Source organism: Stenotrophomonas sp. 78350_Sma (genome assembly GCF_056482105.1).
In genome coordinates this window covers 1,751,995-1,778,547 of sequence record NZ_CM151182.1, presented here as the reverse complement: position 1 = coordinate 1,778,547, position 26,553 = coordinate 1,751,995, and the positions used below count along the sequence as shown (strand labels likewise).

36 protein-coding genes, 1 tRNA gene and 1 riboswitch are annotated in these 26,553 nt (G+C 65.7%); of the genes, 21 read left to right on the top strand and 16 right to left on the bottom strand.

Annotated features, from left to right (window positions below; translation table 11 throughout):
* Window positions 1–17: 17 nt before the first annotated feature.
* Complete coding sequence (hemN, locus tag ACZK4H_RS08355; RefSeq protein ID WP_099552716.1) at window positions 18–1,427, bottom strand: oxygen-independent coproporphyrinogen III oxidase; 1,410 nt, start codon at window positions 1,425–1,427, stop codon at window positions 18–20.
* Between the two features lie 44 nt (window positions 1,428–1,471).
* Window positions 1,472–1,912, bottom strand: a complete 441-nt coding sequence (locus ACZK4H_RS08350) for a group III truncated hemoglobin (RefSeq protein ID WP_099552648.1) — start codon at window positions 1,910–1,912, stop codon at window positions 1,472–1,474.
* 178 nt (window positions 1,913–2,090) lie between these two features.
* Here ACZK4H_RS08350 and ACZK4H_RS08345 point away from each other — a divergent pair, with 178 nt between their 5' ends.
* The gene (locus ACZK4H_RS08345; protein ID WP_099552649.1) at window positions 2,091–2,378 is read left to right on the top strand and encodes a hypothetical protein; all 288 of its coding nucleotides are present in this window, start codon (window positions 2,091–2,093) and stop codon (window positions 2,376–2,378) included.
* On the top strand, window positions 2,375–3,424 hold the full coding sequence (locus ACZK4H_RS08340; RefSeq protein ID WP_099552650.1) for a 4Fe-4S dicluster domain-containing protein: 1,050 nt from the start codon (window positions 2,375–2,377) through the stop codon (window positions 3,422–3,424). Before ACZK4H_RS08345 ends, ACZK4H_RS08340 begins: the two co-directional genes overlap by 4 nt.
* Before the next feature lies 1 nt (window position 3,425).
* Here the strand turns inward: ACZK4H_RS08340 and ACZK4H_RS08335 are convergent, their stop codons facing one another.
* Window positions 3,426–3,662 carry a hypothetical protein gene (locus tag ACZK4H_RS08335; RefSeq protein WP_005408923.1) on the bottom strand — a complete coding sequence of 79 codons (237 nt, stop codon included), beginning with the start codon at window positions 3,660–3,662 and terminating at the stop codon, window positions 3,426–3,428.
* Window positions 3,663–4,015: 353 nt separating this feature from the next.
* Window positions 4,016–4,225 carry a helix-turn-helix domain-containing protein gene (locus ACZK4H_RS08330; RefSeq protein ID WP_010486042.1) on the bottom strand — a complete coding sequence of 70 codons (210 nt, stop codon included), beginning with the start codon at window positions 4,223–4,225 and terminating at the stop codon, window positions 4,016–4,018.
* 111 nt (window positions 4,226–4,336) lie between these two features.
* Between ACZK4H_RS08330 and ACZK4H_RS08325 the strand changes: the two genes are divergently transcribed.
* Together ACZK4H_RS08325 and crcB are read left to right on the top strand one after the other, a co-directional pair.
* Window positions 4,337–4,738: a transcriptional regulator gene (locus ACZK4H_RS08325; RefSeq protein WP_005408921.1), complete on the top strand. Its 402-nt coding sequence runs from the start codon at window positions 4,337–4,339 to the stop codon at window positions 4,736–4,738.
* Between the two features lie 22 nt (window positions 4,739–4,760).
* Window positions 4,761–4,824, top strand: a riboswitch (Fluoride riboswitch).
* Window positions 4,825–4,898: 74 nt separating this feature from the next.
* Window positions 4,899–5,291, top strand: a complete 393-nt coding sequence (gene crcB / locus ACZK4H_RS08320; protein ID WP_049430634.1) for a fluoride efflux transporter CrcB — start codon at window positions 4,899–4,901, stop codon at window positions 5,289–5,291.
* A gap of 3 nt (window positions 5,292–5,294) precedes the next feature.
* Here crcB and ACZK4H_RS08315 read toward each other — a convergent pair whose 3' ends face one another.
* Window positions 5,295–6,128 carry an AraC family transcriptional regulator gene (locus tag ACZK4H_RS08315; RefSeq protein WP_099552651.1) on the bottom strand — a complete coding sequence of 278 codons (834 nt, stop codon included), beginning with the start codon at window positions 6,126–6,128 and terminating at the stop codon, window positions 5,295–5,297.
* Window positions 6,129–6,262: 134 nt separating this feature from the next.
* On the opposite strand from ACZK4H_RS08315, the gene ACZK4H_RS08310 reads away from it, so the two are divergent.
* Window positions 6,263–6,757, top strand: coding sequence for a DUF6265 family protein (locus tag ACZK4H_RS08310; RefSeq protein ID WP_099552717.1), 495 nt, complete (start codon window positions 6,263–6,265; stop codon window positions 6,755–6,757).
* A 58-nt stretch (window positions 6,758–6,815) separates the two neighbouring features.
* Here ACZK4H_RS08310 and ACZK4H_RS08305 read toward each other — a convergent pair whose 3' ends face one another.
* Window positions 6,816–7,226, bottom strand: coding sequence for an SRPBCC family protein (locus tag ACZK4H_RS08305; RefSeq protein ID WP_099552652.1), 411 nt, complete (start codon window positions 7,224–7,226; stop codon window positions 6,816–6,818).
* A gap of 19 nt (window positions 7,227–7,245) precedes the next feature.
* Entirely contained in the window at window positions 7,246–8,265 is a 1,020-nt protein-coding gene (locus ACZK4H_RS08300) for an aldo/keto reductase (RefSeq protein WP_099552653.1), read from the bottom strand.
* A gap of 103 nt (window positions 8,266–8,368) precedes the next feature.
* Between ACZK4H_RS08300 and ACZK4H_RS08295 the strand changes: the two genes are divergently transcribed.
* On the top strand, window positions 8,369–9,286 hold the full coding sequence (locus tag ACZK4H_RS08295; RefSeq protein WP_099552654.1) for a LysR family transcriptional regulator: 918 nt from the start codon (window positions 8,369–8,371) through the stop codon (window positions 9,284–9,286).
* 10 nt (window positions 9,287–9,296) lie between these two features.
* Here the strand turns inward: ACZK4H_RS08295 and ACZK4H_RS08290 are convergent, their stop codons facing one another.
* Complete coding sequence (locus ACZK4H_RS08290; RefSeq protein ID WP_099552655.1) at window positions 9,297–9,815, bottom strand: P-loop nucleotide/nucleoside kinase family protein; 519 nt, start codon at window positions 9,813–9,815, stop codon at window positions 9,297–9,299.
* Between the two features lie 261 nt (window positions 9,816–10,076).
* On the opposite strand from ACZK4H_RS08290, the gene ACZK4H_RS08285 reads away from it, so the two are divergent.
* The 3 genes from ACZK4H_RS08285 (at window position 10,077) to ACZK4H_RS08275 (ending at window position 12,326) form a co-directional block, all read left to right on the top strand.
* Window positions 10,077–11,153 carry an alpha/beta hydrolase family protein gene (locus tag ACZK4H_RS08285; protein WP_099552657.1) on the top strand — a complete coding sequence of 359 codons (1,077 nt, stop codon included), beginning with the start codon at window positions 10,077–10,079 and terminating at the stop codon, window positions 11,151–11,153.
* A 90-nt stretch (window positions 11,154–11,243) separates the two neighbouring features.
* Window positions 11,244–11,444, top strand: a complete 201-nt coding sequence (locus tag ACZK4H_RS08280; protein ID WP_099552658.1) for a hypothetical protein — start codon at window positions 11,244–11,246, stop codon at window positions 11,442–11,444.
* Between the two features lie 117 nt (window positions 11,445–11,561).
* The gene (locus ACZK4H_RS08275) at window positions 11,562–12,326 is read left to right on the top strand and encodes a thioesterase family protein (RefSeq protein WP_099552659.1); all 765 of its coding nucleotides are present in this window, start codon (window positions 11,562–11,564) and stop codon (window positions 12,324–12,326) included.
* A 15-nt stretch (window positions 12,327–12,341) separates the two neighbouring features.
* On the opposite strand, the gene ACZK4H_RS08270 is transcribed toward ACZK4H_RS08275, so the two are convergent.
* Window positions 12,342–12,611, bottom strand: coding sequence for a hypothetical protein (locus ACZK4H_RS08270; RefSeq protein ID WP_099552660.1), 270 nt, complete (start codon window positions 12,609–12,611; stop codon window positions 12,342–12,344).
* A 124-nt stretch (window positions 12,612–12,735) separates the two neighbouring features.
* Entirely contained in the window at window positions 12,736–13,440 is a 705-nt protein-coding gene (locus ACZK4H_RS08265) for an ArsR/SmtB family transcription factor (protein WP_099552661.1), read from the bottom strand.
* A 105-nt stretch (window positions 13,441–13,545) separates the two neighbouring features.
* On the opposite strand from ACZK4H_RS08265, the gene ACZK4H_RS08260 reads away from it, so the two are divergent.
* Window positions 13,546–14,193 (top strand): flavin reductase family protein, encoded by a 648-nt coding sequence (locus ACZK4H_RS08260; protein ID WP_099552662.1) that lies wholly within the window; start codon window positions 13,546–13,548, stop codon window positions 14,191–14,193.
* A 4-nt stretch (window positions 14,194–14,197) separates the two neighbouring features.
* Here the strand turns inward: ACZK4H_RS08260 and ACZK4H_RS08255 are convergent, their stop codons facing one another.
* The 3 genes from ACZK4H_RS08255 to ACZK4H_RS08245 form a co-directional block, all read right to left on the bottom strand.
* The gene (locus tag ACZK4H_RS08255) at window positions 14,198–14,725 is read right to left on the bottom strand and encodes a DUF4124 domain-containing protein (RefSeq protein ID WP_239503700.1); all 528 of its coding nucleotides are present in this window, start codon (window positions 14,723–14,725) and stop codon (window positions 14,198–14,200) included.
* Between the two features lie 92 nt (window positions 14,726–14,817).
* The gene (locus ACZK4H_RS08250) at window positions 14,818–15,327 is read right to left on the bottom strand and encodes a GNAT family N-acetyltransferase (RefSeq protein ID WP_239503701.1); all 510 of its coding nucleotides are present in this window, start codon (window positions 15,325–15,327) and stop codon (window positions 14,818–14,820) included.
* A 78-nt stretch (window positions 15,328–15,405) separates the two neighbouring features.
* Complete coding sequence (locus ACZK4H_RS08245) at window positions 15,406–15,903, bottom strand: GNAT family N-acetyltransferase (RefSeq protein ID WP_099552665.1); 498 nt, start codon at window positions 15,901–15,903, stop codon at window positions 15,406–15,408.
* A gap of 107 nt (window positions 15,904–16,010) precedes the next feature.
* Between ACZK4H_RS08245 and ACZK4H_RS08240 the strand changes: the two genes are divergently transcribed.
* Window positions 16,011–16,415 (top strand): NUDIX hydrolase, encoded by a 405-nt coding sequence (locus tag ACZK4H_RS08240; RefSeq protein ID WP_099552666.1) that lies wholly within the window; start codon window positions 16,011–16,013, stop codon window positions 16,413–16,415.
* Between the two features lie 50 nt (window positions 16,416–16,465).
* Here ACZK4H_RS08240 and ACZK4H_RS08235 read toward each other — a convergent pair whose 3' ends face one another.
* From ACZK4H_RS08235 to ACZK4H_RS08225, 3 genes are all read right to left on the bottom strand, one after another.
* Window positions 16,466–16,870: a nuclear transport factor 2 family protein gene (locus ACZK4H_RS08235; protein WP_260678128.1), complete on the bottom strand. Its 405-nt coding sequence runs from the start codon at window positions 16,868–16,870 to the stop codon at window positions 16,466–16,468.
* Between the two features lie 53 nt (window positions 16,871–16,923).
* Window positions 16,924–16,997: transfer RNA gene (locus tag ACZK4H_RS08230), tRNA-Cys, on the bottom strand.
* 471 nt (window positions 16,998–17,468) lie between these two features.
* Window positions 17,469–17,969: a DUF305 domain-containing protein gene (locus ACZK4H_RS08225; protein ID WP_004350481.1), complete on the bottom strand. Its 501-nt coding sequence runs from the start codon at window positions 17,967–17,969 to the stop codon at window positions 17,469–17,471.
* Window positions 17,970–18,419: 450 nt separating this feature from the next.
* Here ACZK4H_RS08225 and ACZK4H_RS08220 point away from each other — a divergent pair, with 450 nt between their 5' ends.
* The 10 genes from ACZK4H_RS08220 to ACZK4H_RS08175 all read left to right on the top strand — a co-directional run bounded on the left by ACZK4H_RS08220 (window position 18,420) and on the right by ACZK4H_RS08175 (window position 26,416).
* The gene (locus ACZK4H_RS08220) at window positions 18,420–19,166 is read left to right on the top strand and encodes a hypothetical protein (RefSeq protein ID WP_003098991.1); all 747 of its coding nucleotides are present in this window, start codon (window positions 18,420–18,422) and stop codon (window positions 19,164–19,166) included.
* A 118-nt stretch (window positions 19,167–19,284) separates the two neighbouring features.
* Window positions 19,285–19,497, top strand: coding sequence for an AlpA family transcriptional regulator (locus tag ACZK4H_RS08215; protein ID WP_003090093.1), 213 nt, complete (start codon window positions 19,285–19,287; stop codon window positions 19,495–19,497).
* Window positions 19,498–19,539: 42 nt separating this feature from the next.
* The gene (locus ACZK4H_RS08210; protein WP_003098988.1) at window positions 19,540–20,415 is read left to right on the top strand and encodes a ParA family protein; all 876 of its coding nucleotides are present in this window, start codon (window positions 19,540–19,542) and stop codon (window positions 20,413–20,415) included.
* Entirely contained in the window at window positions 20,399–20,668 is a 270-nt protein-coding gene (locus ACZK4H_RS08205) for a hypothetical protein (RefSeq protein ID WP_003050422.1), read from the top strand. The genes ACZK4H_RS08210 and ACZK4H_RS08205 overlap by 17 nt, the downstream gene beginning before the upstream one ends.
* Window positions 20,661–22,340 carry a ParB family protein gene (locus ACZK4H_RS08200; RefSeq protein ID WP_004350508.1) on the top strand — a complete coding sequence of 560 codons (1,680 nt, stop codon included), beginning with the start codon at window positions 20,661–20,663 and terminating at the stop codon, window positions 22,338–22,340. Before ACZK4H_RS08205 ends, ACZK4H_RS08200 begins: the two co-directional genes overlap by 8 nt.
* A gap of 14 nt (window positions 22,341–22,354) precedes the next feature.
* Window positions 22,355–22,915, top strand: coding sequence for a DUF2857 domain-containing protein (locus tag ACZK4H_RS08195; RefSeq protein WP_003090097.1), 561 nt, complete (start codon window positions 22,355–22,357; stop codon window positions 22,913–22,915).
* A 3-nt stretch (window positions 22,916–22,918) separates the two neighbouring features.
* On the top strand, window positions 22,919–24,157 hold the full coding sequence (locus ACZK4H_RS08190) for an STY4528 family pathogenicity island replication protein (protein WP_003116837.1): 1,239 nt from the start codon (window positions 22,919–22,921) through the stop codon (window positions 24,155–24,157).
* 429 nt (window positions 24,158–24,586) lie between these two features.
* Window positions 24,587–25,378 carry a PFL_4669 family integrating conjugative element protein gene (locus tag ACZK4H_RS08185; protein WP_003116836.1) on the top strand — a complete coding sequence of 264 codons (792 nt, stop codon included), beginning with the start codon at window positions 24,587–24,589 and terminating at the stop codon, window positions 25,376–25,378.
* Complete coding sequence (locus ACZK4H_RS08180) at window positions 25,375–25,902, top strand: DUF3158 family protein (protein WP_003098978.1); 528 nt, start codon at window positions 25,375–25,377, stop codon at window positions 25,900–25,902. The genes ACZK4H_RS08185 and ACZK4H_RS08180 overlap by 4 nt, the downstream gene beginning before the upstream one ends.
* 73 nt (window positions 25,903–25,975) lie before the next feature.
* Window positions 25,976–26,416, top strand: a complete 441-nt coding sequence (locus ACZK4H_RS08175) for a single-stranded DNA-binding protein (protein ID WP_003098976.1) — start codon at window positions 25,976–25,978, stop codon at window positions 26,414–26,416.
* The last annotated feature ends 137 nt before the right edge of the window (window positions 26,417–26,553 follow it).

Here is a 26,553-nt window from a genome sequence, read left to right as displayed (position 1 = left end):
GTTGCGCAGCAGACCGATCAGATCGCACGCGAGTAGCGTGGTTGCTCGTGTGCGGCGCGCAGGTAGGGGTCAAAGCACATCGCCAGCAACCGCAGCAGCGGCCGCCCGGGTTCACTGGCGCGCACGACCCCCTCCCGGTATTCGGCCAGGCCGTCCTGTTGCAGCCGCTGCACCGAACGCAGGTCTTCGGCAAAGTACTGCTCGAAATCGATGCCGTGGCGCCGCCCCAGCACCGTGCCATCCACCTCGCCCTGGCACATCAGCTGCTGGATCAGCTCCGCGCGCAGCTGGTCGTCAGCACTGAGCGCAACACCGCGCCAGACCGGCAACTGCCCCTGGTCCACCGCGTCCTCCCACGACGGCAGGTCACGTGGATTCTGGCTGTAGGTGGCACCGATGTGGCTGATCGCACTCACGCCCAGGCCGAGCAGATCGGTATCGGCGTGGGTGGTGTAGCCCATGAAGTTGCGATGCAGCTGGCCGGCACGCTGCGCGCGTGACAGATCCTCTTCCGGCAGTGCGAAGTGATCCATGCCGATGTACTGGTAGCCTGCGGCAGAGAGCTTCTCCACCGCCAGGCCCAGCAATGCCAGCTTGTCTTCCGGCGAAGGCAAACGGCTTTCGTCGATCTGCTTCTGCGCACGGAACAGATGCGGCAGATGCGCGTAGCCATACACCGCCAGTCGGTCCGGGCGCAGCGCCAGCACCAGTTCGAGGGTGCGGCCGAATCCTTCCAGGCTCTGCCCCGGCAGGCCATAGATCAGGTCGACGTTGACCGAACGCATACCGCTGTCGCGGCAGGCGCGCAGGATGTCCAGCGTCTGCTGCACGCCCTGTATGCGGTTGATCGACTCCTGCACCTGCGGGTCGAAATCCTGCACGCCCAGGCTGGCCCGGTTGAAGCCCAGCCGCGCCAGCATGGCGACGTCGCGGGTGTCGATGAAGCGCGGATCGAGTTCGATCGAGAAATCGCGCTGCGGCGAATCGCTGAAATCGAAGCGCCGGCGCAGCCCTTCCACCAGCGTGGTCATCGCCTCGGCATCGAGGAAGTTCGGCGTACCGCCGCCCAGGTGCAGCTGGATGACCTCGCGGCCGTCATCGAACTGCGGCGCCAGCAGGTCGGCCTCGGCCAGCACGCGCGAGACGTAGCTGTGGCCACGGCCGCGGTCGCGGGTGATCACCCGGTTGCAGCCGCAGTAGAAGCAGGGGCTGGAGCAGAACGGCACATGCACGTACAGCGACAGCGCGCGGGCCAGCTGGTTGCTGTCGGCGATCGCCTGGCGCAGCGCCGGTGCATCGAAGCCATCGTGGAAGTGCGGCGCGGTCGGATACGAGGTGTAGCGAGGCCCCGGCCGGTCATGCCGGCGCAGCAGGTCAGGGTCGAAGGTCCAGGCCAGGCCGCCGGCGGCGGGAGAGAACGTGTCCATGGCGCCAGCATCGCGCCGGTCGACTGGCGCCGCCTTGACCCAGATCAATCCTTGGCGGGCATCCCCAGCACCGGCAGGCCGACCTGGGGCCAGCGCAGCATCTGGTAGCGCTTCCAGAAGGTGTCACCGATGCGCGCGGCCACATCGTTGGCCAGCTCCTGCATGGGCGGGTTGCCGCACTCGGCCGTGGTGATCCGGAACAGCACCAGCCATCGGTCGAACAGATCCTTGTCCAGCTCGATGGCCATGTGCTTGGACATCGGCGAGCCTTTGAAGCGCCGGGTGCCACGCAGCATCGCCGACCAGAAGTCGACCAGCTGGGCCAGATGCTCCGGCCAGTCGTGGACGTGGGCCTCGAACACCGGCCCCAATCGCTCCTCCTCGCGCACGCGCGCGTAGAAGTCGTGGACCAGGCGGGTCACCTCCTGCTCGGTGCACAGCTCGGGCGAGGCGACAGGAAGGACAGGCGGCGGCGTTGCATTCATCGGGGTACCCAAAGCGTGCCGGCAGTATGCCGCAGCCGGCCGACACCACCGTTGATCCAGATCAATGTCGGCGCAGTCCGCTGCACCTAGGCTGGCACGCTTGCAGGAAGCATGCCCTGCGGATGCCGCGCCGACCCAGGCGAGTATACGCGCCGCCCACTTTTCGATCCGGGACAGCATGAACAGACCTTCTCCCAGCCGCCGCCAGCGGCTGATCCAGCAGTGGGGCGCCATCCTCTGGCCCAGCTTCATCGCCGCCGGCGTGGCCAGCGTGGTGTTCTTCGCCTTCGTCGATCCGTTGCGCCTGCAGGCCATCAGTTTCCCGGGCACGGCCATCAGCCGAGAACTGGGCTATACGGCGGGATTCTTCATGTTCTGGTCGGTGACGGCACTGTCCAGCGCGGTCACCTGGTACCTGCAGCGGCCCATGCCGAGCGATGACGACGACGAGCTGCCGCTGGGATGAGCACGTCCTGCACTCGGCTTCCCCGTCCCTGGCACTGGCGCGGCACGCTCAGCGCCGCCCTGCTGGTGCTGTTCTACGCACTGCCGTGGCTGCGCTGGGAGGGTCGCCAGGCGCTATTGCTGGACATCAACGCGCGGCGATTCGACCTGTTTGGCTGGACCCTGTGGCCCGGCGACGTCGGCGTGCTGATCGGCCTGCTGGTGGTACTGGCCGTCGGCCTGGCGCTGCTTACCCATCTCGCCGGCCGAGTGTGGTGCGGTCACGCCTGCCCGCAGACGCTGTGGCGGCGCGCCTTCGACTGGATCGCCCGCAGCGCGGCCCGCATGCTGCCTGCACCTGCTGTACGCTCGGCCACCCAGCTGGCCTGGGGACTGCTGTCCGTGTGGACCGGCATTACCTTCGTCGGCCTGTTCAGCCCGATCACCGGATTGCTGGCCGCTGCGCCAAACGCTGGCTGGAGCGGCTGGGAAACGTTCTGGGTGCTGTTCTATGCCGCTGCCACCTGGGGCAATGCCGGCTTCCTGCGCGAACAGGTCTGCCGCTCGTTGTGCCCGTTCGCACGCATGCAGCCATTGCTGACCGATCCGCATACACCACGCATGCTGTACGACGCGCGCCGCGGCGAGCCACGCGGACCGCGTCCATCCGGCCTGGGCGGCGTGCTCGGCCGCGGTCGTGGCCTGCTCGACCCGACCACTGCGCAGGACTACGTATTCCGCGCCGCGCATCCGCTGCTGGCCGGACCGATGCCGACCTTCAGCGCCGATCGCCTCGGTGACTGCACCGACTGCGCTGCTTGTGTCAGCGCCTGCCCAATGCAACTGGACATCCGCCAGGGGCCGCAGGCCGATTGCCTGGCCTGCGGCGCCTGCCTGGAGGCCTGCGCACAACAGCAGCACCGGGCCGGTTTCGGTCCGGGGCTGGTGCGTTACTGCAGTCCGCAGGCGATGGCCGGGCAACCGAAGCGCCTGTGGCGACCCCGGACCCTGGCCCTGCTGTCCTTGTTGCTGGTGCTGCTTGCCTGCGGCGCCTGGCGCCTGCTCTGAATCAACGCGGCCCGTCAGCGTGCGGCGGAACCAGCTGCGCACGTCGGACAATGCCCAGCTGCTCGATGATCAGCGCCATTTCATTGGTGAACTCGGTACGCTCGGTCCCCTGCGGGACGAGCCGGTCCAGCACCTGCTGGTAGGTATCCCAGAACGCCGGACCGCATCCGTGTTTGTGATAGCTGGCTTCCAGTTCGCGGCGTACCCGTTCAGCCAAGCCATGCATGCCGTATTCCATACGACCTCCGTTGGACTTGTTCTGCATCGTTGACGGTCTACCGACTCACTTGCGTGCTACTGAAAGACTCCCGGGCTTCACGTCCGGTTGATCCAAATTAGTCATAGATTTCACGACAGGTCAATTACATGCAGCGACTTTCGCGATTGAAATTATTAATCGTTCACGAAATTACATACGGGGACATGGGTCCCCCGGATGGGGTGAAGCCGACAGGTCGCGGGAACCCTGGACCGACTCCTCCAGTAGATGACACCGATTGTGACCTTCAGATCGATCGATTTTGCCTATTTTGCTAAGCATACTTAGCAAAATGCGCTTAGCGTGCTAGATGCGACAAAAGGCGGCGCAAGTCAGATGGATTCGCCCGCCGACGCTTCTGTCGTGGGGAACAGGTTCGGATAGCGCTGATGCAGGATGTACTGCCGCAGGGCCGGAATCGGAAAGTCCCTAGGCCATTGCGACACTGCGGAACGGCTGATGCCAAAGAAGCGGGCCAGTTCGGCGTCGGTGCGGAATCCCAGCCGGGTGCGCACCTGCCGTTTGCTCCAGAATTCGGTCACGGTCGGTCCCTCTGTTAACCAACCTTATTCTTGTGACAAGGCTTCTTCGCATTCCACGCGTTAAGCTGGCTTGCATAGATGAATACTCTCGGCCAACGACTCGCCGCCGCCATGAAGAAAGCCGGGCACCCCCGTCCGGCCGATCTGGCCCGCGCCGCCAAATCCACCACGGCAACCATCAGCAACTGGCTCAACGACCATGTGAGCGCTTCGCATGTGAAGGCCGAACAGCTGTTCCGTATCGCCGATGCGGCCAAGCTGGACGCGCGCGAGCTGCTGTACGGAGTGAACGGGCGCGGCGTTGGTGAACCAGGTAACGCCTACATTCCCAGCCAGGCCCACCTGGACGTCTGGCAGGACGCCTACGAGCTGGTCAGTCACCTGGTGGCCGAGAATGGCTTGGAAATCGACCACCGCCGCCACGCGGCACTGGACCTGCTGGCATTCGAACTGCTGATGGATGGCTTCAGCCGCAGCAAGGTTGCCCGCGTGCTGACCACCTCGATGACGTGAATGCACCGCCGCTGGTAGCATGGGCCGCGATGGGGATGGGGCTCCCCCGATAACCGCCTGAGAAGGCTGATGGCTCCTGCCAGGACGAACCCGGTGTTCGTCGACGGCAGGCAGTGCCTGCCCTCGGCGTTCGCCATCGAACCCGCACTCGAGGCACGCGATGCAAACGCTGAACAACTATGTCCTTGTCTTCATCGGGGGTGGCATTGGCGCCTGCCTTCGCCACGCCTGCAACCTGATCGGCGCGCGGGTGGCCGTCGGCAGCCCCTGGCCGTGGTCGACCTTCCTGATCAACATCAGCGGCGCGCTGCTGATGGGCGTGGTGGTCGAGGTCTTCGCGATGCGCAATGGTGCCTCGCCGCAGCTGCGCCTGTTGCTCGCCACCGGTATCCTCGGCGGCTATACCACGTTCTCCACCTATGCGCTGGAGATCGGCCTGCTGCTGCAGCGCGGCCAGCATGGACTGGCGGCACTGTATGCCGGTGGCTCGGTGGCACTGGGCCTGGCCGGCCTGTTCGGTGGCATGAAGCTGGCCCGGCTGGTCCTGGGCTGAAACTCAGGTCGCGCCAGCGCGCGCCTGTCCGCGCCATTCGCGTGGCGACTGCCCCGTGTGCGCCTTGAACGCGCGCGAGAGTGCCGCCTCGCTGCCATAACCCACCTCGTCGGCAATCCGCTTCAGTGGCCGGCCCTGGCGCAGCGCCTGCTGCGCCAGCCCTACCCGCCAGCCCTGCAGGTACTGGCCCGGGGTGGTCCCCATCGCCTCGCGGAAGCTGGCGGCGAACACGCTGCGTGACATGCCGGCCACCTCGGCCAGATCTTCCAGCGTCCATCCCTGCGCCGGGGCTTCATGCATCGCCACCAGCGCCAGCCGCAATCGCGGATGGCCAAGCCCGGCGAACAGGCCGCCGCGCATTTCGCCACCTTCCATCAGCTGGCGCAGCACCTGGATCATCACCACCTCGAACAGGCGGTTGACCATCGCTGCTCGCCCGCAACGCTGCTCGAACGCCTCTTCGAACAACAACTCCAGCGCCGCGTTGCCGCCATACAGCTCGGCCAGCGGCAGGCAGATGAAATCAGGCAGCGCGGCACTGATCGGATTGAGCCGGCCACCTTCGAAATGCAGGTTCGCGCAGGCCATGTCGGCGCCCTGCCGTGGGTCGGTACTGAAGCGGTGCGGCATCGGGCGCGGATACAGCAGCAGGCTCGGTACATCGACCTGTACGGTCTGCTGGCCATGACTGACCTGCAGCGGGCCACGTCGCACCAGGTGCAGTTGACCGGCCTCATCCTCGCCGTCCAGTGTGTTGATGCCGCACAGCGCACCGGCATGGAACACCGAGGCGGTGACCGCGAAGCGTTCAAGCAGAATGGCGAGGCGATCGACCATGGCGGGACGTTGGGTCAAGCGAGACAGGCTCAGTGCGACAGATCGTATCGGAATCAACACTGGAAAGGACGGCACTGGCTGCCTCGTCCCTCGGGCGCTATACAGGCCACGGATTCCCGCGCATGGAGGCACCGATGTCGATCCGCATTGCCCTGGCCCTGCTGCCGCTGCTGCTTGCGGTGGCCCACGCACAGGCCTCCCCGCCCTCGAAGATCGAGCACCTGGCCTGGCTGGCCGGTTGCTGGCAGCTTGATGGCCAGCCGGCCGGTGCCGGCGAGCAGTGGTCCACCCTGGCAGGCAATACCCTGTTCGGCAGCAGCCGCAGCCTGCGTGACGGCCGCACCGTAGGTTTCGAGTTCATGCAGCTGCGCCAGCATGACGACGGCCGCCTGGTGCTGACCGCCCTGCCCTCCGGCCAGAACGCCACCGAGTTCAATGCCACCCGGGTCGATGGCAACGAGGCCGTGTTCGAGAACCCGGCCAACGACTTCCCGCAGCGCATCCGCTACCGACGCCTCGATGAACAGCGCGCGCATGCGCGTATCGAGATCGCCCAGGACAACCCGAAGCAGGCAATGGACTTTCCCATGCATCGCGTCGCCTGCGGTGGACCGACGCCCGCACACTGACACGCAAACGCCCCGGACCGGCCGGGGCGTCTGCATGCGATCAACACCACACGGGCATTCACCCAGCCAGCGTGGTTTCCAGTACCTTCAGGCCATCGCGATAGATGCCCTCGAACAGCGCGGACGCTTCTTCGTTGCTGACGCCCACCGGAGTGAACTCACCGGACCAGTCGATCCTCGAACCAGTGCCCTGCTCGACCACACGCAGGGTGGAGCGATAGCCGGTGACCGGGAACGGGGCCTGCAGGATCGAGTAGGTGTAGCTGCGACCGGCCTGATCGAAGGTTTCCAGGCGCTCGACGATGGCATCGCCATCGGGATTGGCCAGATGGCGCACGCGACCGCCTTCGCTGAGCGTGCTCCGGGGAATGTACGGAAGCCAGTCGGGCAGTGAATCGAAGCCGCCGATGAGGTTCCAGACCTGGTCGGCCGGGGTCGGCACGGTGATGGATACAGATGCAGTTGCCATGGGAAGGTCTCCTTGGGACTCAGATGTTGTCGATCGGCAACGGGGCGTTGGCCGCAACCAGGCCCTGGGCGCGCAGTTCCTGCCAGAACCCGGCCGGGATGATTTCCTTCAGTGCGGCGTAGTCCTCGGCGATGCGTTCGGGACGGCTGGCGCCCGGGATCACCGCAGTCACCGCCGGGTTGGCCAGCGAGAACTGCAGGGCAGCCGCCTTGATGCTGATGCCGTACTCGGCCGCGATGGCCTTGATGCGCTCGACCTTGGCCAGGATCTCCGGCGACGCCTTCTGGTACTCGAAGTGGCTGCCACCGGCCAGCACGCCGGAGCTGTACGGACCGCCGACCACGATGCCGGTGTTGCGCTCGGCCGCCTTCGGCATCACCCGCTGCAGCGCACGCTCATGGTCGAGCAGCGAGTAGCGGCCCGCCAGCAGGAAGCCGTCCGGACGGGCTTCGTCCAGGTCCAGGGTCAGCTCGATCGGCTCGACGCGGTTGACGCCCAGGCCCCAGGCCCTGATCACGCCCTCCTCGCGCAGGCGGGTCAGCACCTTGAAGGCGCCACGGCGTGCAGTCTCGAAGTACGACAGCCACTCATCGCCGTAGAAGTCCTGGGCGATGTCGTGCACCCAGACGATATCCAGGCGATCGGTCTTCAGGCGCTTGAGGCTGTCGTCGATCGAACGCAGGGTGGCATCGGCCGAGTAGTCGTTGACCAGCTTGTTGGGGCGGCCGGCGACGAACAGGCCGCCCTTCTCGCCCAGGTCGCGGGCGCTGGTGTCTTCCACTTCGTCCAGGATCAGGCGGCCGACCTTGGTGCTGAGCACGAAGTCGTCGCGGTTGCGCTTGGCCAGCGCGTCGCCGAGCCGGATCTCGGCCAGGCCTGCGCCGTAGAACGGGGCGGTATCGAAGTAGCGGGTGCCCTGTTCCCAGGCCGCGTCCACCGTGGCCTGGGCCTCGGCTTCCGGGATGTCACGGAACATGTTGCCCAGCGGCGCGGTACCGAAGCCGAGGGTCTTGCCAGCCAGCAGAGTGTTGATGCTCATGGGATTCCCCTTGGGGAGGTTGTTGAGGTTGAGGCACAGGCTAGGCTTGCTCAGCCAGACCGTCCAAGACATAATTTATCAATCTTGAGTCCCGGATGGTCTTATGCTCGATCTCCGCCAACTGCGCTATTTCGTGGCCGTCGCCGAAGATGAACACGTCGGCCGCGCCGCCGAGCGCCTTCACATCTCCCAATCCCCGCTCAGCCGCCAGATCGCCCAGCTGGAGGAACGGCTGGAGCTGCAGCTGTTCGAACGCTCGCAACAGCGCATCCGGCTGACCGCCGATGGCCGCACCTTCCTCGCCGAGGCGCGCGCCCTGTTGACCCACGCCAACCGACTGGAATCGCTGGCGCGCCGGCTCGGCCGCGGCGATGAAGGCGGCCTGTGCATCGGCTATCTGGAATACGCGATGCACTCCGGCGTATTGCCCACCGCCCTGCGCGAACTGCGTGGCGACCGTCCTGCCGTGCACATCGCGCTGTACAACCAGCAGTCGGACGTGCAGCTGGAAGGCCTGCGCCAACGCAGCCTGGACATCGCCCTGGTCTGCGAACCACCCGCGTTCGACGATCCGGACCTGGAAGCCACGCAGGTACTGAATGACCCGATGCTGCTGGCGCTGCCGGCCGACCACCCACTGGCCAGCGCAGAGACCATCACGCCCGCGGATCTGGCCAGCCAGCAGTGGATCGGCGTGATGCACAAGGAAAGCGCGCTGCGCCATGACACCTTCATCGCCGCCTGCGCGAAGGCCGGTTTCACCCCGACCATCGCCATGGAAGCGACCGAACCACTGGCCGCACTTGGGCTGGTCGCCGCGGGGCTGGGCCTGACCACCATCCAGCGCAGCCTGGACCACCAGGCACCGACGGGCGTGGTGCTGCGCGAGCTGCCGTGGTTCAGCTACCGCACGCCGCTGTGGGCGGCCTGGCACCGCATCAACCTGCGCCCGCTGGTCGAGACCTTCCGCAGGACGCTGGTGCAGACCGCTACCGAGGGCAAGCCGGCCTTCGTCGACTGAACCGACCGCGCTATGCCGGGCCTGCTTCGGTGTAGCGCATCACCACAAAGCCCTCTTCTGCGGCCGGTGCAACGAAGTGGCGGGTGATCTGCTCGAATTCCTCGTCACTGGCCTGGAACGGATGCTCGCCGAGTGCATTGCGCGCGTGCAGCCGCGCCTTGCAGACCTCGTCTGCCACATCGAGGAAATGCAGTTGATGTGCAGCGCCAGCCGGCGAGAACACTTCACGTGCCCACGCGCGGCTGGCGGGCGTATTGAATGGAAAATCGAGCACCACCGAAACACCCGCCTGCAGCAATGCGCGCAGATGATCGGCCAGCACAGTGCGCAACGTGGCTGCGCGCTGCAGATAGTCGGCAATGGAATGGATTTCGCCCGGATAGAGCGCCGCCAGCCATGCGTCCTCGCTGATCAATACGTGACGCGGCTTCAACGCCAACTGCTGCGACAGAGTGGATTTGCCGGCACCGATCTTGCCGCACACCAGGTGCAGGGTCGGCGCAGGGTCGTTCGATGAAAGGTCGTGCATCTGCGTTCTCCTTGGTGGATTCCATTACCCGGGAGAGTGCTGCATGCAACCCGCCTTCCCGGGCGGGTTGCATGGCCGTGATGACCGCGCGCTACCCCGCCTTCCCGTGGGGAATGCGGATAATCGACGCGATACTGTGCAGGGCCATGCCGCCAGCGTAGAGCGCAGCACGGCCGGCAGGCAATGCCCTGCGGCAGTGCAGCGCGCGCAAGGTAGTGCGGGGATCTATGCTCGGCGCCATTCCCGCATGGAATGACCACGATGCGCCCCCTGCTTCGATGCGCTCTTGCCCTCTGCCTGCTGTTGCCTTCGACGACCTTGCTGGCCGCAGCGCCCACCGCGCCGCGCACGCTCAGCGGCGAGCTGCAGGGCGCCCCCTGGCGGCTGGATGTACCGGCAGACTGGAACGGCGACCTGGTGATGCTGGCCCATGGCTATGAGCCCGTGGGCGTGCCGCGCACCACGCCGATGGCCGCCAGTGACAGCACCGCAGCACTGCTGGCTGCGGGCTACGCCGTCGCGCAGAGCGCGTATTCCAGCCAGGGCTGGGCGGTGGCCGAGGCGATCACCGACATGGAACACCTGCGACAGCATGCGCTGGGTGAACTCAAGCGCGTGCGACACGCCTGGATGCTGGGCTTTTCGATGGGCGGTGCCGTGACCATCGGCAGCCTCGAGCGCTTCCCGCAGCACTATGCCGGTGGTGTGTCGCTGTGCGGCGCCAATCTCAGTGGCGAACAGATCGCGGCCGACCTGCTGACCACACTGGTCGCGTTCGATTATTTCTTCCCCAGGGCCGAGGGGCTGCCGGGCACCGGGTTGGCATCGCGTGATGCAGCCATGCTGCCGCAGGGTGAGCTGTACCAGGGCATCGCCACTGCGCTGCAACGCGACCCAGCGCATGCCGCGTTGCTGGCGCAGCGGCTGCAGGTTTCCCCCGACGAAGTGGCCGGCACGATCAGCCTGCACGCCCTGGTCCTGCATGAACTGGCCACACGCAGCGGTGGCATGCCGGTCGGCAACATGGGCGTGGTCTACAGCGGCTTCGGCGATGACTCCGCATTCAACGCCGGGGTACGGCGCATCGATGCTGTACCTGCCGCGCAGGCCAAGGTGCGCGCGACGCTGGCGCTGACGGGCGCACTGAAGCGACCGCTGGTGATCCAGTTCAACCACAACGACCCGACCATCGTGCCGCACATGCAGACGGTATATCCGCAGTTGGCCGCACACGCCGGTGCGCGGCCGGTGCCGCAGGTACTGCCATCGGTGGGCGAAGGGCATTGTGGCTTTTCGGAAGCACAGGTGGTCAACGCCTTGAAGGCGGTACGGCCCTGAGTCCAACGCGTGCCGCAGCGCGTCAGGACCGACCAGGAAGTGCTGCTATGGTGGACCGGCCCATTGACGGGCACACAAAGGACTGACGTGATGATCAAGATGACCTTGAAGACCGTGATGCTCCTTGGCATGGCCGTGACCGGCCTGGCCTTCGCCGCAGACTCCTGCGAGTTCTGCACCTTGCGGTACGAGCAATGCCTGCGTGCAACCCATGGACCGCTGGGCAAGACCTCCGAGCAGTGCCTGGCCGAGTACAAGCTGTGCCGTGAAACGGACTGCCCGTCGCCCTGACCGGTGTCCGGCCGGCTCCTTCGGGGGCCGGCTCGGCCCGTCACGTTGCCAAACGCTTACGATGCAGGGGCCGGTGCAACACCTGCCGCCTCCCTCCCTGCTGAAGCAATGCATACGATGGCCTTCTTCGAACGTCTGAGCGACACCCGCTACCTGCCGACCGAACACACCGGCGGCGCCTGGAACATCCGCGAACAGCACATCGCGCCTGCGATCGGACTGCTGGCCCACCATCTGGAACGCAACGCCGCCGCACGTGGCCACGGCTTCCTGATCGCGCGCCTGTCCTACGACATTCTCGGCACCATTCCGATCGAAGCGATGGAGGCCGACGTGCAGGTGCTGCGTGGTGGTCGCACCATCGAACTGGTCGAAGCCACGCTGCGCCATGACGATCGCGCGGCGCTACGCGTACGTGCGTGGCTGATGCGCCCGAACGATACGCAGGCCATCGCCGGAACGCCGATCGCTGCCATCGCGCCACCGGAATCGATGCCGGCGTGGGACCCGGGCACGGTCTGGCCCGGCGGATTCATCAGGAGCGTGGAGATCCGCCGGCACGATCAGGGTCCCGGCCGTGCCACCTACTGGGCGCGCGCGAAGCATGCGCTGCTGGAGGGCGAACCGGTCAGTCCGCTGGCGCGTGCCGCCACCCTGTTCGATCTGTCCAATGGCATGGCCGTACGCGCCGATCCGAAGGAGATCGCCTTCCCCAACCTCGATCTGACCGCCCACCTGTTCGGCACGCCTGAAGGGGAATGGCTGGGCTTCGATACGTCAGTCTCATTCGGCCGCCAGGGGCTTGGCTTGACCAGCACGGTGCTCCACGATGCGCGCGGTCCAGTTGGCACGCTTGGCCAGGCCTTGACCGTGCGCCCGTAGCCGCAACAGGCCGGATCAGCCGCCCAGCGTGCCCATCGTGAAGGTGTAGCCGGAGCTCATCAGGAATTCGCGCATGCGCATCTCCGCGCGCCGCGGCGAGGCCAGGTTGGCCGGCGCATACAGCGCGTAGACCACGCCTGCGCCTTCGATGGCTTCGCGGCGTACGCCGCAGTGCCGGGTTTCCGAAGCGATCACCCAACCGTCCTTCAAACGGTCCGGCCCGATGGATTGGCCATTCATCAGCCGGAACGTCAGCCAGCGCACTTCCGCAGAGGATTTGCTCATTGCCCGCGTACCGGCTGCGTACCACGGTCGTTCATGTCCCTGCTCGCCATTGCAGCTCCCTAAGACTTGGAACCTGACCATAGCGCCTTGCCATGTCGTGGGTGACTGAGACTGACCGGGCGCCTCAGGTCGCCAGGTTGAACAGCCGCCACAACGCCTCGCGCCCAGGTGGCGTCAGCCGCAGTTCGCGTCGGCCCTCGACGCGCCGCAGCCAATCGTTGTTCACGAAACTGTCCAGCATCGCCTCACCGACCAGCCCTGCCAGGTGCGGCCGCCGCTCGGTGCAATCCAGGCAACCACGGCAGTAGCGCGCCGGCTTGGCCGTCACCGGCTGCTGCAGGAGCTCGCGCAACGGCAGGCCCAGCCCGGCAAGGAATCCGGCGCCCCCAGCGCTGATCTGCCAATGCCCTTCGCACGGCAGCACGTGCCCCGCCTGCAGCAGGCGATCGGTGATGGCTACCGCGTGCACGCCGGCCAGGTGCCGATAGCAGGAACGTGCCTCGCGCAGCGCCGGCATGCTGCGTGAGGCCGCCGCGGTGCACGAGGGCGTGCGGTCGGCCACGCGCAGGATGCCTTCGAGCATCTCTGCCACCTCGCTTGAGGCCAGCCGGTGGTAGCGGTGGCGCCCCTGCGCGACAGCGACCAGCAGGTCGCCCTCGACCAACCTGCGCAGATGCGTGCTCGCCGTCTGCGGTGTCACCCCGGCCACGCGTGCCAGCTCCGTCGCGGTATACGCCCGTCCATCCATCAGCTGCAGCAGCATGGCCGCGCGCGCCTGGTCACCGACCAGGGCACCGACGCTGACAAGGGAACCGGAGGTGTGGACCATGCCCGCATTGTGGCACGCCGTTGCCGGCCGACAGTTCGATGCAGGCCGAAGCGTCTGCACCTGCTGCCAAGGCACAGTGCGCACCCCGATACCGCAAGGCCTGCCGTGAAAAACGCCCCGATTCCCCGCCGCCGCATCACCCCTTCTGTCCTGTACCCAGGCACGCCCGTGCTGCTGATGACCACGTTGAATGACGATGGAAGCAGCAACATCAGCCCGCTTTCTTCGTTCTGGGCGCTGGGCAACCGGGTGGTGCTGGGCCTCGGTACGCAGGGCCAGGGCTATCGCAACCTGCAGCTGCGCAACGAGTGCGTGCTGAACTTCCCCTCATCCGCCCAGGCTGCACAAGTCGAGGCCATCGCCAGAGCGACCGGCTGCAACCCTGTGCCGGCCGCCAAGCAGGCGATGGGCTACGTGCACGTGCGTGACAAATTCGCGCTGGGCGGGTTCAGTACCGTCGCGTCGACGCACGTTGCTCCGCTGGCCATTGCCGAGTGCCCGCTGCAGGTGGAGGCCAGCGTAATGGCGATGCATCCACCCGGCGAGGATGACGGCCAGGGCTTCGTGATCGTCGAAGCCCGCATCCGCTGCGTGCATGCGCACGAAGACATCACCGTGGACGGCACCCAGCACATCGACGTGGCGCGCTGGAAACCGTTGATCTACCTGTTCCGGCACTACCTGGGTGTAGGAGAGCCGGTCGGGCGCAACTTCCGTGCGGAAATGCCCATGCGCGCGTCTGCCTCGCAGTGAGCAGTCAATTCGCAGGGGCGGTCGAACTGCTGAACTTGTCGCGCACCGACCGCTCACGTTCGCGCCGGACCGATGCACACTGTTCGCGCGCATTCGACATCTGCGTATCTGCTGCAACACGCTCAGCGCTCAGCGACTGCTGCAGGCTGGCGATCTGCGCACGGATGCCGGAGTCCTGTGTTGCGCCGGCCAGGCTGATGCCCGCCGCGGCCAGTTGACGGTTCAGCTCGGCGACCTGCCGGCCAACCTGCTGGCTGCGGGACTCCAGCGGACCGTAGATGCGCGAGCGCTCGCCCTGCACGCAGTTGCGCTCGGCGATGCCGGCGTCGGCCAGTTCGGTGTTCTGGTACACCGCCGCGCGGTTCGATGCCTCCCCCGCCGTTTCCGTGGAGGAACGGCTGGAACGCAGCTTCATGGGTTCAGCGCCGGCAGCACAAGGATTCTGGCTGTATACCGTTTCCCCGGAAGCGCCCTTGCACTTGTAGACCTGGGCCGATGCCAGCGGGGCACACCCCAGCAGGATCATCGCCATCACTACCTTCCGTTTCATCCTGCACCGCTCCCTGGTTCATTGGACAACCGACACGATACGGTGGTTTGGGGGCGACTGCACGATGGCGTCGTTCAGACCGTTTCGCCCTGCAGATCGAGCACGGCCGTGGTCCAGCGGCGCGCCCCCAGCATGGCCACCATGCCGCCGCGATAGACGAACCGGCGTGCATGGCCGTCTTCAATGAAGCAGGTCTCGTTCTGCATCGGCACATAGCCCGCAGAGGCATAGTGCCGATGATCCAGGGCGAACAACACCGCGAAATCGATCCCGCGCTGGCGCAGTTCAGCGTGCGCAGCTTCGATCAAGCGCGAGGCAACGCCTTGCCGGCGAACGTCGGCACGCACCACCACCCCGCCGATCAAGCCGATGCGTTCCGGCTCGCCGTCCAGCAGTACGTTGCGTTCGTACAGTGCGAGGTGTGCGACCACCTGATCACACTCCATTGCCAGGACCAGAGCGACCGGCCCCGGGATGGCGTAGCCCTCGCCCTGCATGTCCGGGAAAGCCTGGCGGAGCAGATCCACCGCCTGCTGACGGTGTTCCGGCGCCACACGCTCCCTGCTGGATACCTGAACGTGCATTGCCCCGTCTTCCTGGAACATGTGTCCAGCCTCATCGTGCCACGGAAACATGACCGGGCCCGCGGCAAGGTTTCACTCTCAGTGCAGTGTGATCCCGTACGAGACGATATCCGTGTAGATGCCCTCGCGCTTGACCGCCCGCGGCTCCCTGCCGAGTACGCTGAAACCCAGCGATTCATACAGCCCGCGCGCAGCAGCATTGTCCGCCAGCACCGTCAGGGTGACCAATTCAATGCCCTCGGCGCGCGCAGACGCAAACGCAGCAAGAAAAAGCTGGCGGGCGACACCCTGGCCACGATGGCCGGTGCCCACATGGACACTGTGCACTTCCGCCGTATGCCGTCGCGCCATCCGCATCGGGCGTACGTAGCGCAGGAAGCCCGCAAGCATGCCGTCGATGAAAGCGCCGAAATAACGCGTGCCGGGATCGGCAAGCTGGGCGCGCATCACGTCTGCCGTCTCATTCTGCGCCTCGGCCAGCGTGGACAGGAACGCAGCGGGCGACTCGCGAAGCGCCTGCAACCGTGCCTGCCAGAGAATGTCGGCGTCGTCAGCACCAAGTTGCCGGATGAGCATGCGACCCACCTGCGAGGTTGTTGATGTGCAGGTGCCCAGCCTAGCGCGGGTTCGCCCGATACGGCGTGGATGCAAGAATGAAGACTGCCCTTTCTTCATTCTCCGCCATGACTGAACTGCAGATTCCCCGCGTTGGATGTGGCGCCGTCGTCCGTGATGCCGACGGCCGCATCCTGCTGATCCAGCGCGGACGCGAGCCGGAGCGCGGGCACTGGGGCCTGCCCGGTGGGAAAGTCGACTGGATGGAAACGGTGGAGGCCGCCGTGGTCCGCGAAGTCCGCGAGGAGACGGCGTTGGAAGTGACGCTGCTGCGCCTGCTGTGCGTGGCCGATCATTTCGAGCCGGCGCTTGCGCAGCATTGGGTCGCGCCGATCTACGAGGCACGGGCACCTGCCGGTGCCGAAGCCTCCGTCCAGGAGCCGGGTGTGCAGACCGGGCTGGGCTGGTTCGCGCTGGATGCCCTGCCCCAGCCGCTGACCCAGGCCACGGTGCGGGCGCTGGCAAGGCTGTAGCTGCTCAGACCACGATGAAAGTCAGCACAGCTGCCGGCCTGGCTTGCGGTTCACTCGATCGGAAGGCCATGCATCTTCAGGAACGAGAGTTTGTCCCAGTAGCCGCGCTGGAACGTGATCAACCCTCCATCAACCGTGAAGAAACCGCATCCTCGCAGGCCAAGAGGGTCGCGCCATTCCAGCGCAGCGACATTGCCGGCCTCATGGATGACTTCGGGAATGCAGACCATTTCGGCGTTGTTGAATTCACGCTCGAAGGTGGCACGGATCGCATCACGGCCCTTGATCGGGTCCTGGGTGACCTGGTGATTGATCGCGTCGGGGTGATACAGCTCCGCCAGGCCAGCAGCATCGCCTGCGTTGAAGCGCTCGATCCAGGTTTCCACGATATGCCGGGGAGTCATCCGCATGAAGTCCGCCAAGGCCCAGACCCGATCATAGCGCTCGTACAGCACATTCCAGACCGCAGAAAAACAAAAAGCCCTGACCGGAGTCAGGGCTTTTCAATTGGAGGCCTCAAGCGGAATCGAACCGCTGTAAACGGATTTGCAATCCGGTGCATAGCCACTCTGCCATGAGGCCAACGTACTGCGCGCCAGGAACGTAGCCCTGACAAGACAAAACCCCAAGATGGGGCCTGTCGGAACATGGAGCGGGAAACGAGTCATGCACTAGAGCGCTAAGTCTCTGTTTCCCAATCACTTTCTCCACTGTGGTGATCAGCGAAGAACTCAATTATAGCCTTGTTTTTCGCCCTCGGCAACAAAGTTCATCCAACCACTTCCACCAGCGTCCAAGGATGATCCATCCACCCGTCGTTACGCCTGATGCGTCCAGCTGCTGAGCGGGTTCGCTATCGAACTCCAACTTGCGACGATCATGACTTGCGCTCGCTCCGCAGGCAGCGCGGGGTGGTGTCGCGTGGACTACCTGGCACCTGGACGGCTGTAGGACACAACCGCCGGCATCGGAACACCGCAAGTACTCATCTTTACATCGCTGCGGCTAACTTCGCCGGAGCGCAACGCGGCGCCAGTGTAGTGGCAGCCAGCCTCAACGAAGGCGTGCAGCAATCCGGTTCATCTGCTCGATCTCCGCGCGCTGGCCATCGGAAATCGCTTGGCATAGGTTGACGAGTTCCGGATCTGAGAGCTGCGCCTCGCGGCACATGAGGATCGCTCCCGAATGGTGCGGGACCATAGACGCGATGAACTGTCGATCGCCGATTCCGGTTTGAGCACGGGTAGCGGCAAAAGAACCGAGTGTGAGAACGGCAAACAAGCCGTACAGCACGAGATTGAGCCGCCGGTTTGGAAACATGCCGGGCATTGTCGCTAGCATGAAGATGCCCATTGGCGCCCACATAGTGACCGCCATGTAGAGCATGTTGAGATTGTTTCTGAAGTCCCTGGCGCCGTCGATCATGCTGAACATTACGAAGTACATGACGACGAGGCCCAACACCATGTTCACCCAGAACTTGGCGTATGGTCGGCCGTGCTTACCCATCTGACCGGATGTGTGATGTTGATGTTCATTGGAATGTTCAGCCATCTCCGTCTCCTATGTGCTGGGGCAACCTGGCAGGGTCACTGGTACTGCGGCAGATACTTTGTCGATATATCAGCATGTGGAGCGATGCATCACTAACCGCTGATTTCCAGTCCCCAACTGGACGTAGGGGCGTCGAACGCTTCAACTCGCTGGTCTTGAACCGTCTGGATATCAGACCATACCAAATCGGTCTTGATGGGCTTTGCGCCACCTATGACGCTGGTACCGTGAGCGCCAATATCGAGCTTGCGTCCTCATCGCTCGATGGGCCGGCAACTGATCGATTCTTGCATATCAAGCAAGACAAGGCCACCTGCGGCGGACGCCAATGGCCTCCTCCGCCTTCGCTTAGGGCATCGCCTCAAGCGTCCGTCGCAGGCCATAACGACACAACAGCCCTTGGGCAAGAAAGGAGCCGGTGATGTAGCGCACCCGAAAGGAGACGAAGACATGCACAAGGACATTTCAACATCAAAGGTGTTCTATCGTCCCATCGAGGCGGCCATCCGATGGGCTGGGTTGCTGCGGTATCTCCCGATGATCCTGGCCACGATCGCGTCACCGCGTGTCCTGCCTCGGTCGCTGAACTGCCCTCGATGGAATGAGTGCCGGCTGCACTCGGAACGTATCTATGACGGCATCCTCAACGGAGAGCTGCCCTACGGCAAGAACGGGATCACGCTCAATGATCCGAACCTGCTCAATTCTCTGGATCTGACTGTTCGCCATGTCGATCTAAAACGCTGGATGCGCACCCACTATCCCGAGCACCGGCCAGGATTTCTGTTCAGCCGTGGCGAACGCATGGCGCATCCTTTCATCACCATGGAAACAGGACAGGCGATCCTCGTGGAGCGGCTGGCCCTTCAGGCCGCGCTTGAACAAGCCCGACGTGAGATGCGAGAACTGCAGGAGCAGCACGACACGCTACTCAAGCAATCCTCGGTGCTGTTGGCATCCAAGCAATGCGAGATCAGCGAACGGGCGGAAACGACCTATCTCAACATCATTGGAGGGATGTTGACGCTGATGCTGAGCCAGTCGCCTTCAGGCGTGCCCTATTCCAGCTTCAAAACGCAGGAGGCCCTTGTCTCTGCATTGGTCGCCCACTACGGCGGCACCATGGGCATCACTGAGCGCACCTTAAACGGAAAGTTCGCCAACGCTAAGAGGTACGTTCGTAGCGCAAGCGCATGAGGTTATCCAGCTTGTATGTGCAATCGCGGAGATTGCATTTGCAATGTCTTTCCGCAGCCAGGTCTATTGAATAGAGGTCACGCCAACAAACGCCACCGAGCGTTCAGGAGTGACCGCCATGTCGCAGACCCCTGTACTCCCGCCGAACGAGCGCCGCATCCTGCGGCTCGATGAAGTCGAAGCGAAGTCCGGCTTCAAACGCGCCCACATCTACAACCTGATGAAGAAGCGCCAGTTCCCTCAGGCGCTGCGCCTGGGCGTGCGCGCTGTCGGCTGGGATTCGATCGAAATCGACCAGTGGATCGCCGAGCGCCTCAACCACCGGACCTGACCCGCTCTCCCGCGGACTTCCCATTCCCAGCCGGAGAGCGCCATGCAGGTCGTGTCCATCATTTCAACGAAGGGCGGCGTCGGCAAGACCACGACGGCCGCCAACCTGGGCGGGCTCGCCGCGGACGCGGGCCTGCGCGTGCTGCTGCTCGATCTCGACGTGCAGCCCACCTTGTCCTCCTACTACGAACTGACCCAGCGCGCGCCGGGCGGCATCTATGAGCTGTTGGCCTTCAACGAGCGCGACCTTGGCCAGCTCGTGTCCCGCACGATCATCGCGGGCCTGGACCTGGTGCTGTCCGACGACCACCGGGGCGAGCTGAACACGTTGTTGCTGCATGCGCCGGATGGCCGCCTGCGGTTGCGGCATCTGCTGCCAGCACTTGCTCCCCTCTACGACCTGGTGCTGATCGACACCCAGGGCGCGCGTTCCGTGCTGCTGGAGATGGCGGTGCTCGCCTCCGATCTCGCGCTGTCGCCCGTCACGCCGGAGATCCTCGCGGCACGCGAGCTGCGGCGCGGCACCATGCAGTTGCTCGAAGACATTGCGCCGTACCGGCACCTGGGCATCGAACCGCCGCCGCTGCACTTGCTCATCAACCGCGTCCACCCGGTGTCCGCCAACGCACGGCTGATCCAGCAGGCCTTGCGCGACCTGTTCCAGGACAGCGCCGGCATCCGCGTGCTCGCCACCGACGTGCCGGCCATAGAAGCGTATCCACGTGCCGCAACGCGCGGCCTGCCGGTGCATCGGGTCGAGCACCGCCAGCCGCCCGGCAGAGTCGCCCCTGCCGCGCTCGACACGATGCGCGCGCTCGCCAGCGAGTTGTTCCCGCAATGGCAGGACCGACTGGCTCAAGTATCCGGCCGCCCGCAGCGACCTCTTGATCCTGGGAGGCCCCATGGCGAACGCACATGAGCTGGCCCGCGGCCACAAGCGGCTGCGCGCCCTGATCGAGTTCGCGGTCGGTGAGGGCTGGCACGTCAAGCGCACGCCGGGCGGGCACCTCAAGTTCACCAAGGCCGGCTGCGCGGCGATCTACACGAGTTCGACAGCGAGTGACCACCGGGCCGAATTGAACGCCCGTGCGCAGATCCGCCGCGCCGAGCGAGAGGCCCGCATGGCGCCGGCCGGCGGTCGTGGGGACTGCGAGGGGTGCGGCCATGGCTGACATGACCTCGCAGGACATGGCAGGCAAGCTGCTCGCGGCCGGCTTCGAGCGCAGCGGCCCAGCGGCTACGGCCTTGAGCGACCCGATCGCGGACACGCCCATGGTCGTGACGCTGGACCAGTTGCGGCCCTACGACCATGACCCGCGCATGAAGCGCAACCCGGCTTACGAGGAAATCAAGGCATCCATCCGCGAGCGCGGCCTGGACGCGGCGCCGGCCATCACGCGCAGGCCCGGCGAGGACCACTACATCATCCGCAACGGCGGCAACACGCGACTGGCGATCCTGCGCGAACTCTGGTCGGAGACCAAGGAAGAACGCTTCTTCCGCATATCGTGCCTGTTCCGACCATGGCCGGAGCGCGGTGAAATCGTCGCGCTGACCGGGCATCTTGCCGAGAACGAACTGCGCGGCGGCCTCACGTTCATCGAGCGCGCGCTCGGCGTCGAGAAAGCACGGGAGTTCTACGAGCAGGAGAGCGGCGCCGCCCTGAGCCAGTCGGAACTGGCCCGCCGCCTGGCGGCCGATGGCTTCCCCGTCCAGCGGTCGCACATCACCCGCATGGCCGACGCGGTGCGCTACCTGCTGCCCGCCATTCCCACTGTGCTCTATGGCGGCCTGGGGCGCCACCAGGTCGAGCGGCTGTCGGTCATGCGCACGGCCTGCAAACGCACCTGGGAGCACTACGCCAAGGACCGTTCGCTGCCGCTGGACTTCGACAGTTTCTTTCAGGAGGTGCTGGCGCAGTTCGACACGCAGGGCGACGAGTTCGCGCCGCAGCGCGTGCAAGACGAGCTGATCGGCCAGATGTCCGAGCTGCTGGGCATCGGCTACGACGTGCTGGCGCTGGACCTGACCGAATCGGAAAGCCGCCACCGGGCGCTGGTCAGTGACCCGACGCCACCTGCGGCGCAGCCGGCGTTGCCTTCGCCCACCGCCGGCACGCCGACTCCGCCGGGCGCAGCATCGTCCATCGCCACGCCTGCAGCGGCGGCCGGTCCTCCACCCGCCAGCCCTCCGGCGTCCGAGCCCACCTTGCGCCACGACGACACGGCGGTTGGCGAAGCGGCCACGGGAAGCCAGCCGGCCGCACCGGGCGATCTGCTTCGCGAGCACATCGTCTCGCCAGCACCGACGACAGAACGGCTCCAATCGATCCAGCGCATGGTCGCCGACCAGTTGGGCGATGCGCTGCCGCCCGACTTCTCGGCGAGCGTGCTGCAGTCCATCCCGGTGCAAGCCGGCGGACTCTATCCGATCTCCGACGTCTGGTACATCGACGCCGGCCTGGACACGCCCGATCGGCTGCGCATCCACATCGCGCAGTTCGCGCGCGAGATCGCCGGGGAGGCAGGCCTGGACGAGTGCATCGAGGATCGCGCCGATGGCATCGGGTTTGCGTGCCGCGCCCGCGGCCAAGCCCCGTCGCCGCTCGGCCGCGCGGTGCTGACGCTGCTCACTTCCCTGACGGGTCAGCCCGTCGCCGAAGCGGGCCTGGACGGCGCGCAGCTCGCCGCCGACCTGCCGACCCTGTTGCACGGCCAGAGCCAAGGCCATGGCAGCGGCGCAAGGCGCTTGAGCGACACGGCGTTGGTCAAGCTCTTTCGGCTGCTGCGCCTCGCCCGGCGTCTGCTGGACCTGGAAGCCGGCACCACGGCGCCCGGGACGTGAGCGAGGGAGGCCGCATGTCCACATCGCATCCGCTCAACCAGGCCGTGATTGCCCAGGCGCTGTATGACCTTCGCAACGGCCAACTGCGCCGCTGCAAGGCCATGGGCTTCGGCGAGGCCGAGCTGGATGCGCTCAAGCACCCCGCGCTGATCAGCGTGCTGGCCAACGCCAGCGTCTCGTGGTGCTCGGTCACGGTCAACCGCGAAGTGCTGCAGCGCCTGCTCAACCAGGCACAGGACGTGGAGAAGGAAATCGCCACGGTCGATCGCATGCTGCGGCTGGGGGCCAGCACGGAGATGGTCAGCCGCTTCTATGGCCTGACCCATCAGGAAGTCGCCCTGCGGCGGGAGATCCTCGGCCTGCCCAAGCGCAAGGGGCGCCACCCCGTCCTGGACGAGACCCAGGACACCGAACTGTGGCGGCAATGGAAAGCCGTGACCAGCAGCAGGAACGTCGATCTGGAGGACGAGACCTCGATTCTCGATGCGGCCATGGACCTGGCCGAGGGCATGTCGCTGCCGCTCTCGGTGGTCTGGGCCGCGATCAGGAACTGGGTCGATCAGGGATTGGGCTAGGCCATGGCCGTGGACGACACCGCCCCACGAGCCCAGCGCCCTGGCCCCATCGCACTCGCCGACCTGTTCGACGCTGCGCTGAAGGACCTCGCGCCCAAGTCCAGCTCTGGCGCTCCCGCGTCCCTGCCTGCTCCAACGCCCACGCCTCCTACGTCCGGCGACGCCTTCCTGTTCAGTGGCAATCGGCACGAGAGCGTGCCGCGGCGGCTGTTCCTCGACCGCCGCCTGACACCGCTGGAGCGCAACGCCTGGCAGGTGTTCCGATTGATGCTCAACGACGATGGCGTCACGGCATTTCCCACCTATGAGCAGTTGCGCCCCTGGCTGGCGTCGATGCCCTGCGCAGGCCAGGCCTCCCATGAGACCGTGGCGCGGGCGCTGACGCTGCTGCGCCTGACGCGCTGGCTGAGCCTCGTGCGACGACGGCGCGACCCCAAGACCGGTCGCATCCTCGGCAACCTCTACGTCCTGCACGACGAACCGCTGACGCCGTTCGAGGCGATGCAACTCGACGCCGACTACCTGGCCCTGGTCAGCCAGTCGCTGGGGCATTCGGCCAAGGCCGTCCAGGTGGTGGGACTCAACACCCTCCAGGAGATCGCGGACGACCCGATGCTGTCCGGACGCACCTTGCCGTCGCGGCTGCAAGTGCTCGCCGAGCGCCTGGCCGACCAGGGCATCACCGCCTCCGAAAGTTATCCACAGGAGGATGCGGTCCACGATTCCGAAGAAGGGCCCGCGAGCCTTCTTCGGAATGGCGATCGCCCATCTTCGGAATCCGAAGCAGGGCCGAAACCCGCGCCAGACGGCGCTCTTCGGAATTCGAAGCAGGACCGTACAGTACGTAGTAGTCGTATTGATGAAGTACGTACTACCGCGCAGGCGCGTGCGCTGGGCGACCTGCAATGGCCCAAGCGCTTCGCGGAACTGAAGGCGGAACAGCAGGCCGGAGCCAAGATGGCGTTGCAGCAGGTGGACGCTGCCCTGCGGCAGGCCGTGCTGGACGAATGGGCCGCACGGTGCGGCAAGCATGGCATCCGCAACCCCGCCGGTTATCTGTTCGGCATCATCCAGCGCGCCATGCGCGGCGAGTTCAATGCCTGGGCCAAGCAGACCGGCCCGGCACCGCCAACACCATCGGCGGCGCGAGCGCCACCAACCGAGCCGCCGCGCAACGTCGTGCCGCCCGAGGTGGCCCGGCAGCACATCGAGCGCCTGCGCGATCTGCTGCGCAAATCCTGAGCACAGGGCTTGTCAAAGCCGTGAAGTAGATCTCCATGGCGGTCGGCAGAAACGGTCCCCTGGGGACGGCTGTGCGGTGAAGCGCCGGGCGACGGCGCGACATGCTGCGCAAAACCTGAGTAGAGCGCATGCAAGACCATGAAGCAGACCTCCATGGCGCTCAACGGAACGGTCCCCTGGGGACGGCTGCGCGGCGAAGGATCGTGTCGAACGGCAGCGCGACGTGCGGTGCAGCACGCATACCGTCAACAACCGAGGACGGGAACGCCGATGTGAGTGCCCATCTGCGGAGCGGTCCCCAGGGGACCGTTGCGCGCTGCGCCGCCAGCGCGCACAGAACCGGGGGTCGGCTCATTTCGGTTTGTTGACTGACTGCCTTCCGCTGCATGCGGATGCTGGCGGCTCCCTGTCCACCAGCGAGCGATCACCATGGCAACCAGCAACGAACCATTGCAACTCAACCTCGGCTCCCTGCGCAGCGCGATGTCGCTGACGCTGCACACCCACCACGCCTCGCGCATCTGGCATGGCCGCGCCGCCGCCGAGGGGCGACCCGGCATCGTCGGCCTGAACGGCTACATCGCCGTGATGAACAAGATGAAGCGCGGCTCGGAGCAGGACGACCCGTACAGCGACTGGTGGATGTTGCGCATCGAGGAAAAGCTCGACCAGACCAGGACCACGTTGCAATCGCTGCGCGAGCAGGTTGACCAGGCACTGGCCGGCGTGCCTGCGGCGTTGAGCCTGGGTGAGAACCTCAACGTGCAGCCGGTGAAGCTCCCCTTGTTCGTGAACGCGCAGCTCGGCTTTGCCGCCGTCTATCTGCTGGCCGACTACGACGACATCGCCCGCAAGCTGATCCTCGCCCACCACACCGCGCTGATCGATCGCTCGACGTTGGAGCGCTGGCTCAACGAAGGTGCCCACGCGCTGCGCAGCCTGTTCAGCCTGGCCCAGCAATACCGCTACTCGGGCTGCACCCGCGACGACTTCGCGGCCAAGAACGCCGCAGCTCGGGCAGCATTGGAGAAGTTCGGCGAACTGCCGCAGGACGTGCTCGAAGGCATGCGCCGCTCGAAGTTTGCGCCGCCCGTCGTGCGCCGTGGTCTGCAACAGCGTGGTGATAGCGCTGCCGCAGCCGCATCTCCCACCGACGAAGGCGCTGCCGCCGATTCGGCCGAGGCCAAGTCCACAGCCGCCGGCGAGGACGAACCGGCATGAGCGACCCGAACCGCGAACCGCGCTACTTCCGTCGTCTGGAACAGCCAGCCTTCATGCGGCTGGAACACGCGGCCTCTCTAAAAGGCCTTTTAAAGCCTTTTAAAGGTAAAGGGGACTTCGAGGCCTGGGCCAGCCAGTGCTTCGCCATGCGCGACGAGTTGATTGCCCTGGCGCAGCGACAGGTGCTGCCACAGGCGTGCGGGCATCCCTTCCACCTGCTTCCCGTCGAGCTGGCCCAGCAGACCACTGGCGCAGGCACGACCTTTCTTCGCTGGCGCAAGCACGATCGATCGGCCATGGGCGTGGCGTTGTGGCAGGAGCTGATGGCGAGCCCCAGCACGCCGGTCAACCTGCTGCACGACCTGCACGAGATCGAACTGCAGCGCGTCATGCTGAACATGCAGATCAGCCTGCTGCACACCCTGGGCAGGCAAGCACAGGAATGCGCCAGCAAGGCCGCGCAGGCGGACAACACCTACCTGCGCCGGCTCGCGTCCGTTCCTGCCGCAGTGCGCGATCGGTGATTGCGCCTGCCATCCGAGCACGCGCCCGAGCCCAACGAGGCACGGGTATTTCAACCACCACGGAGATTCCAACATGAGCACACAATTCATCGGCGAGGGCAACATCGGATCGCCTCCCGAGTACCGCGAATTCCCCAATGGCAACGACGATCCTCGCCGGTTGCTCCGGCTGAACGTGTACTTCGACAACCCCGTCCCCACCAAGGGCGGCGAGTTCGAGGACCGCGGCGGCTTCTGGGCGCCGGTGGAACTCTGGCACCACGACGCCGACCGCTGGCAGCAGCTCTACCAGAAGGGCATGCGGGTGCTGGTCGTCGGCCGCATGGAGCGCGACCCCTGGACGGACAACGAAGATCAGCCGCGTGAGACTTGGCAGGTCAACGCGCGCAGTGTCGGCATCCTGCCGTACCGCATCGAGTCTGTGGCCCTCAGCCCGAAGCCACAGGAGGCAGAGCCGAAGCCCCAGGCCACCCAGGAATCGACGGCGCCGAAAGAGACCAAGCGCAGGAAGTGATCGGGCATGGAGGGCGGCTGCCGCAGTGCTTCGCCGCCCTCCATGCGCTGCGAATTATCCCCAGGGGATAGCTCCACCAACGTCCACCGAGTTCCACGCGCGCTCCCGGAAATCGCGGCTCTCGGCCCGCACACTTC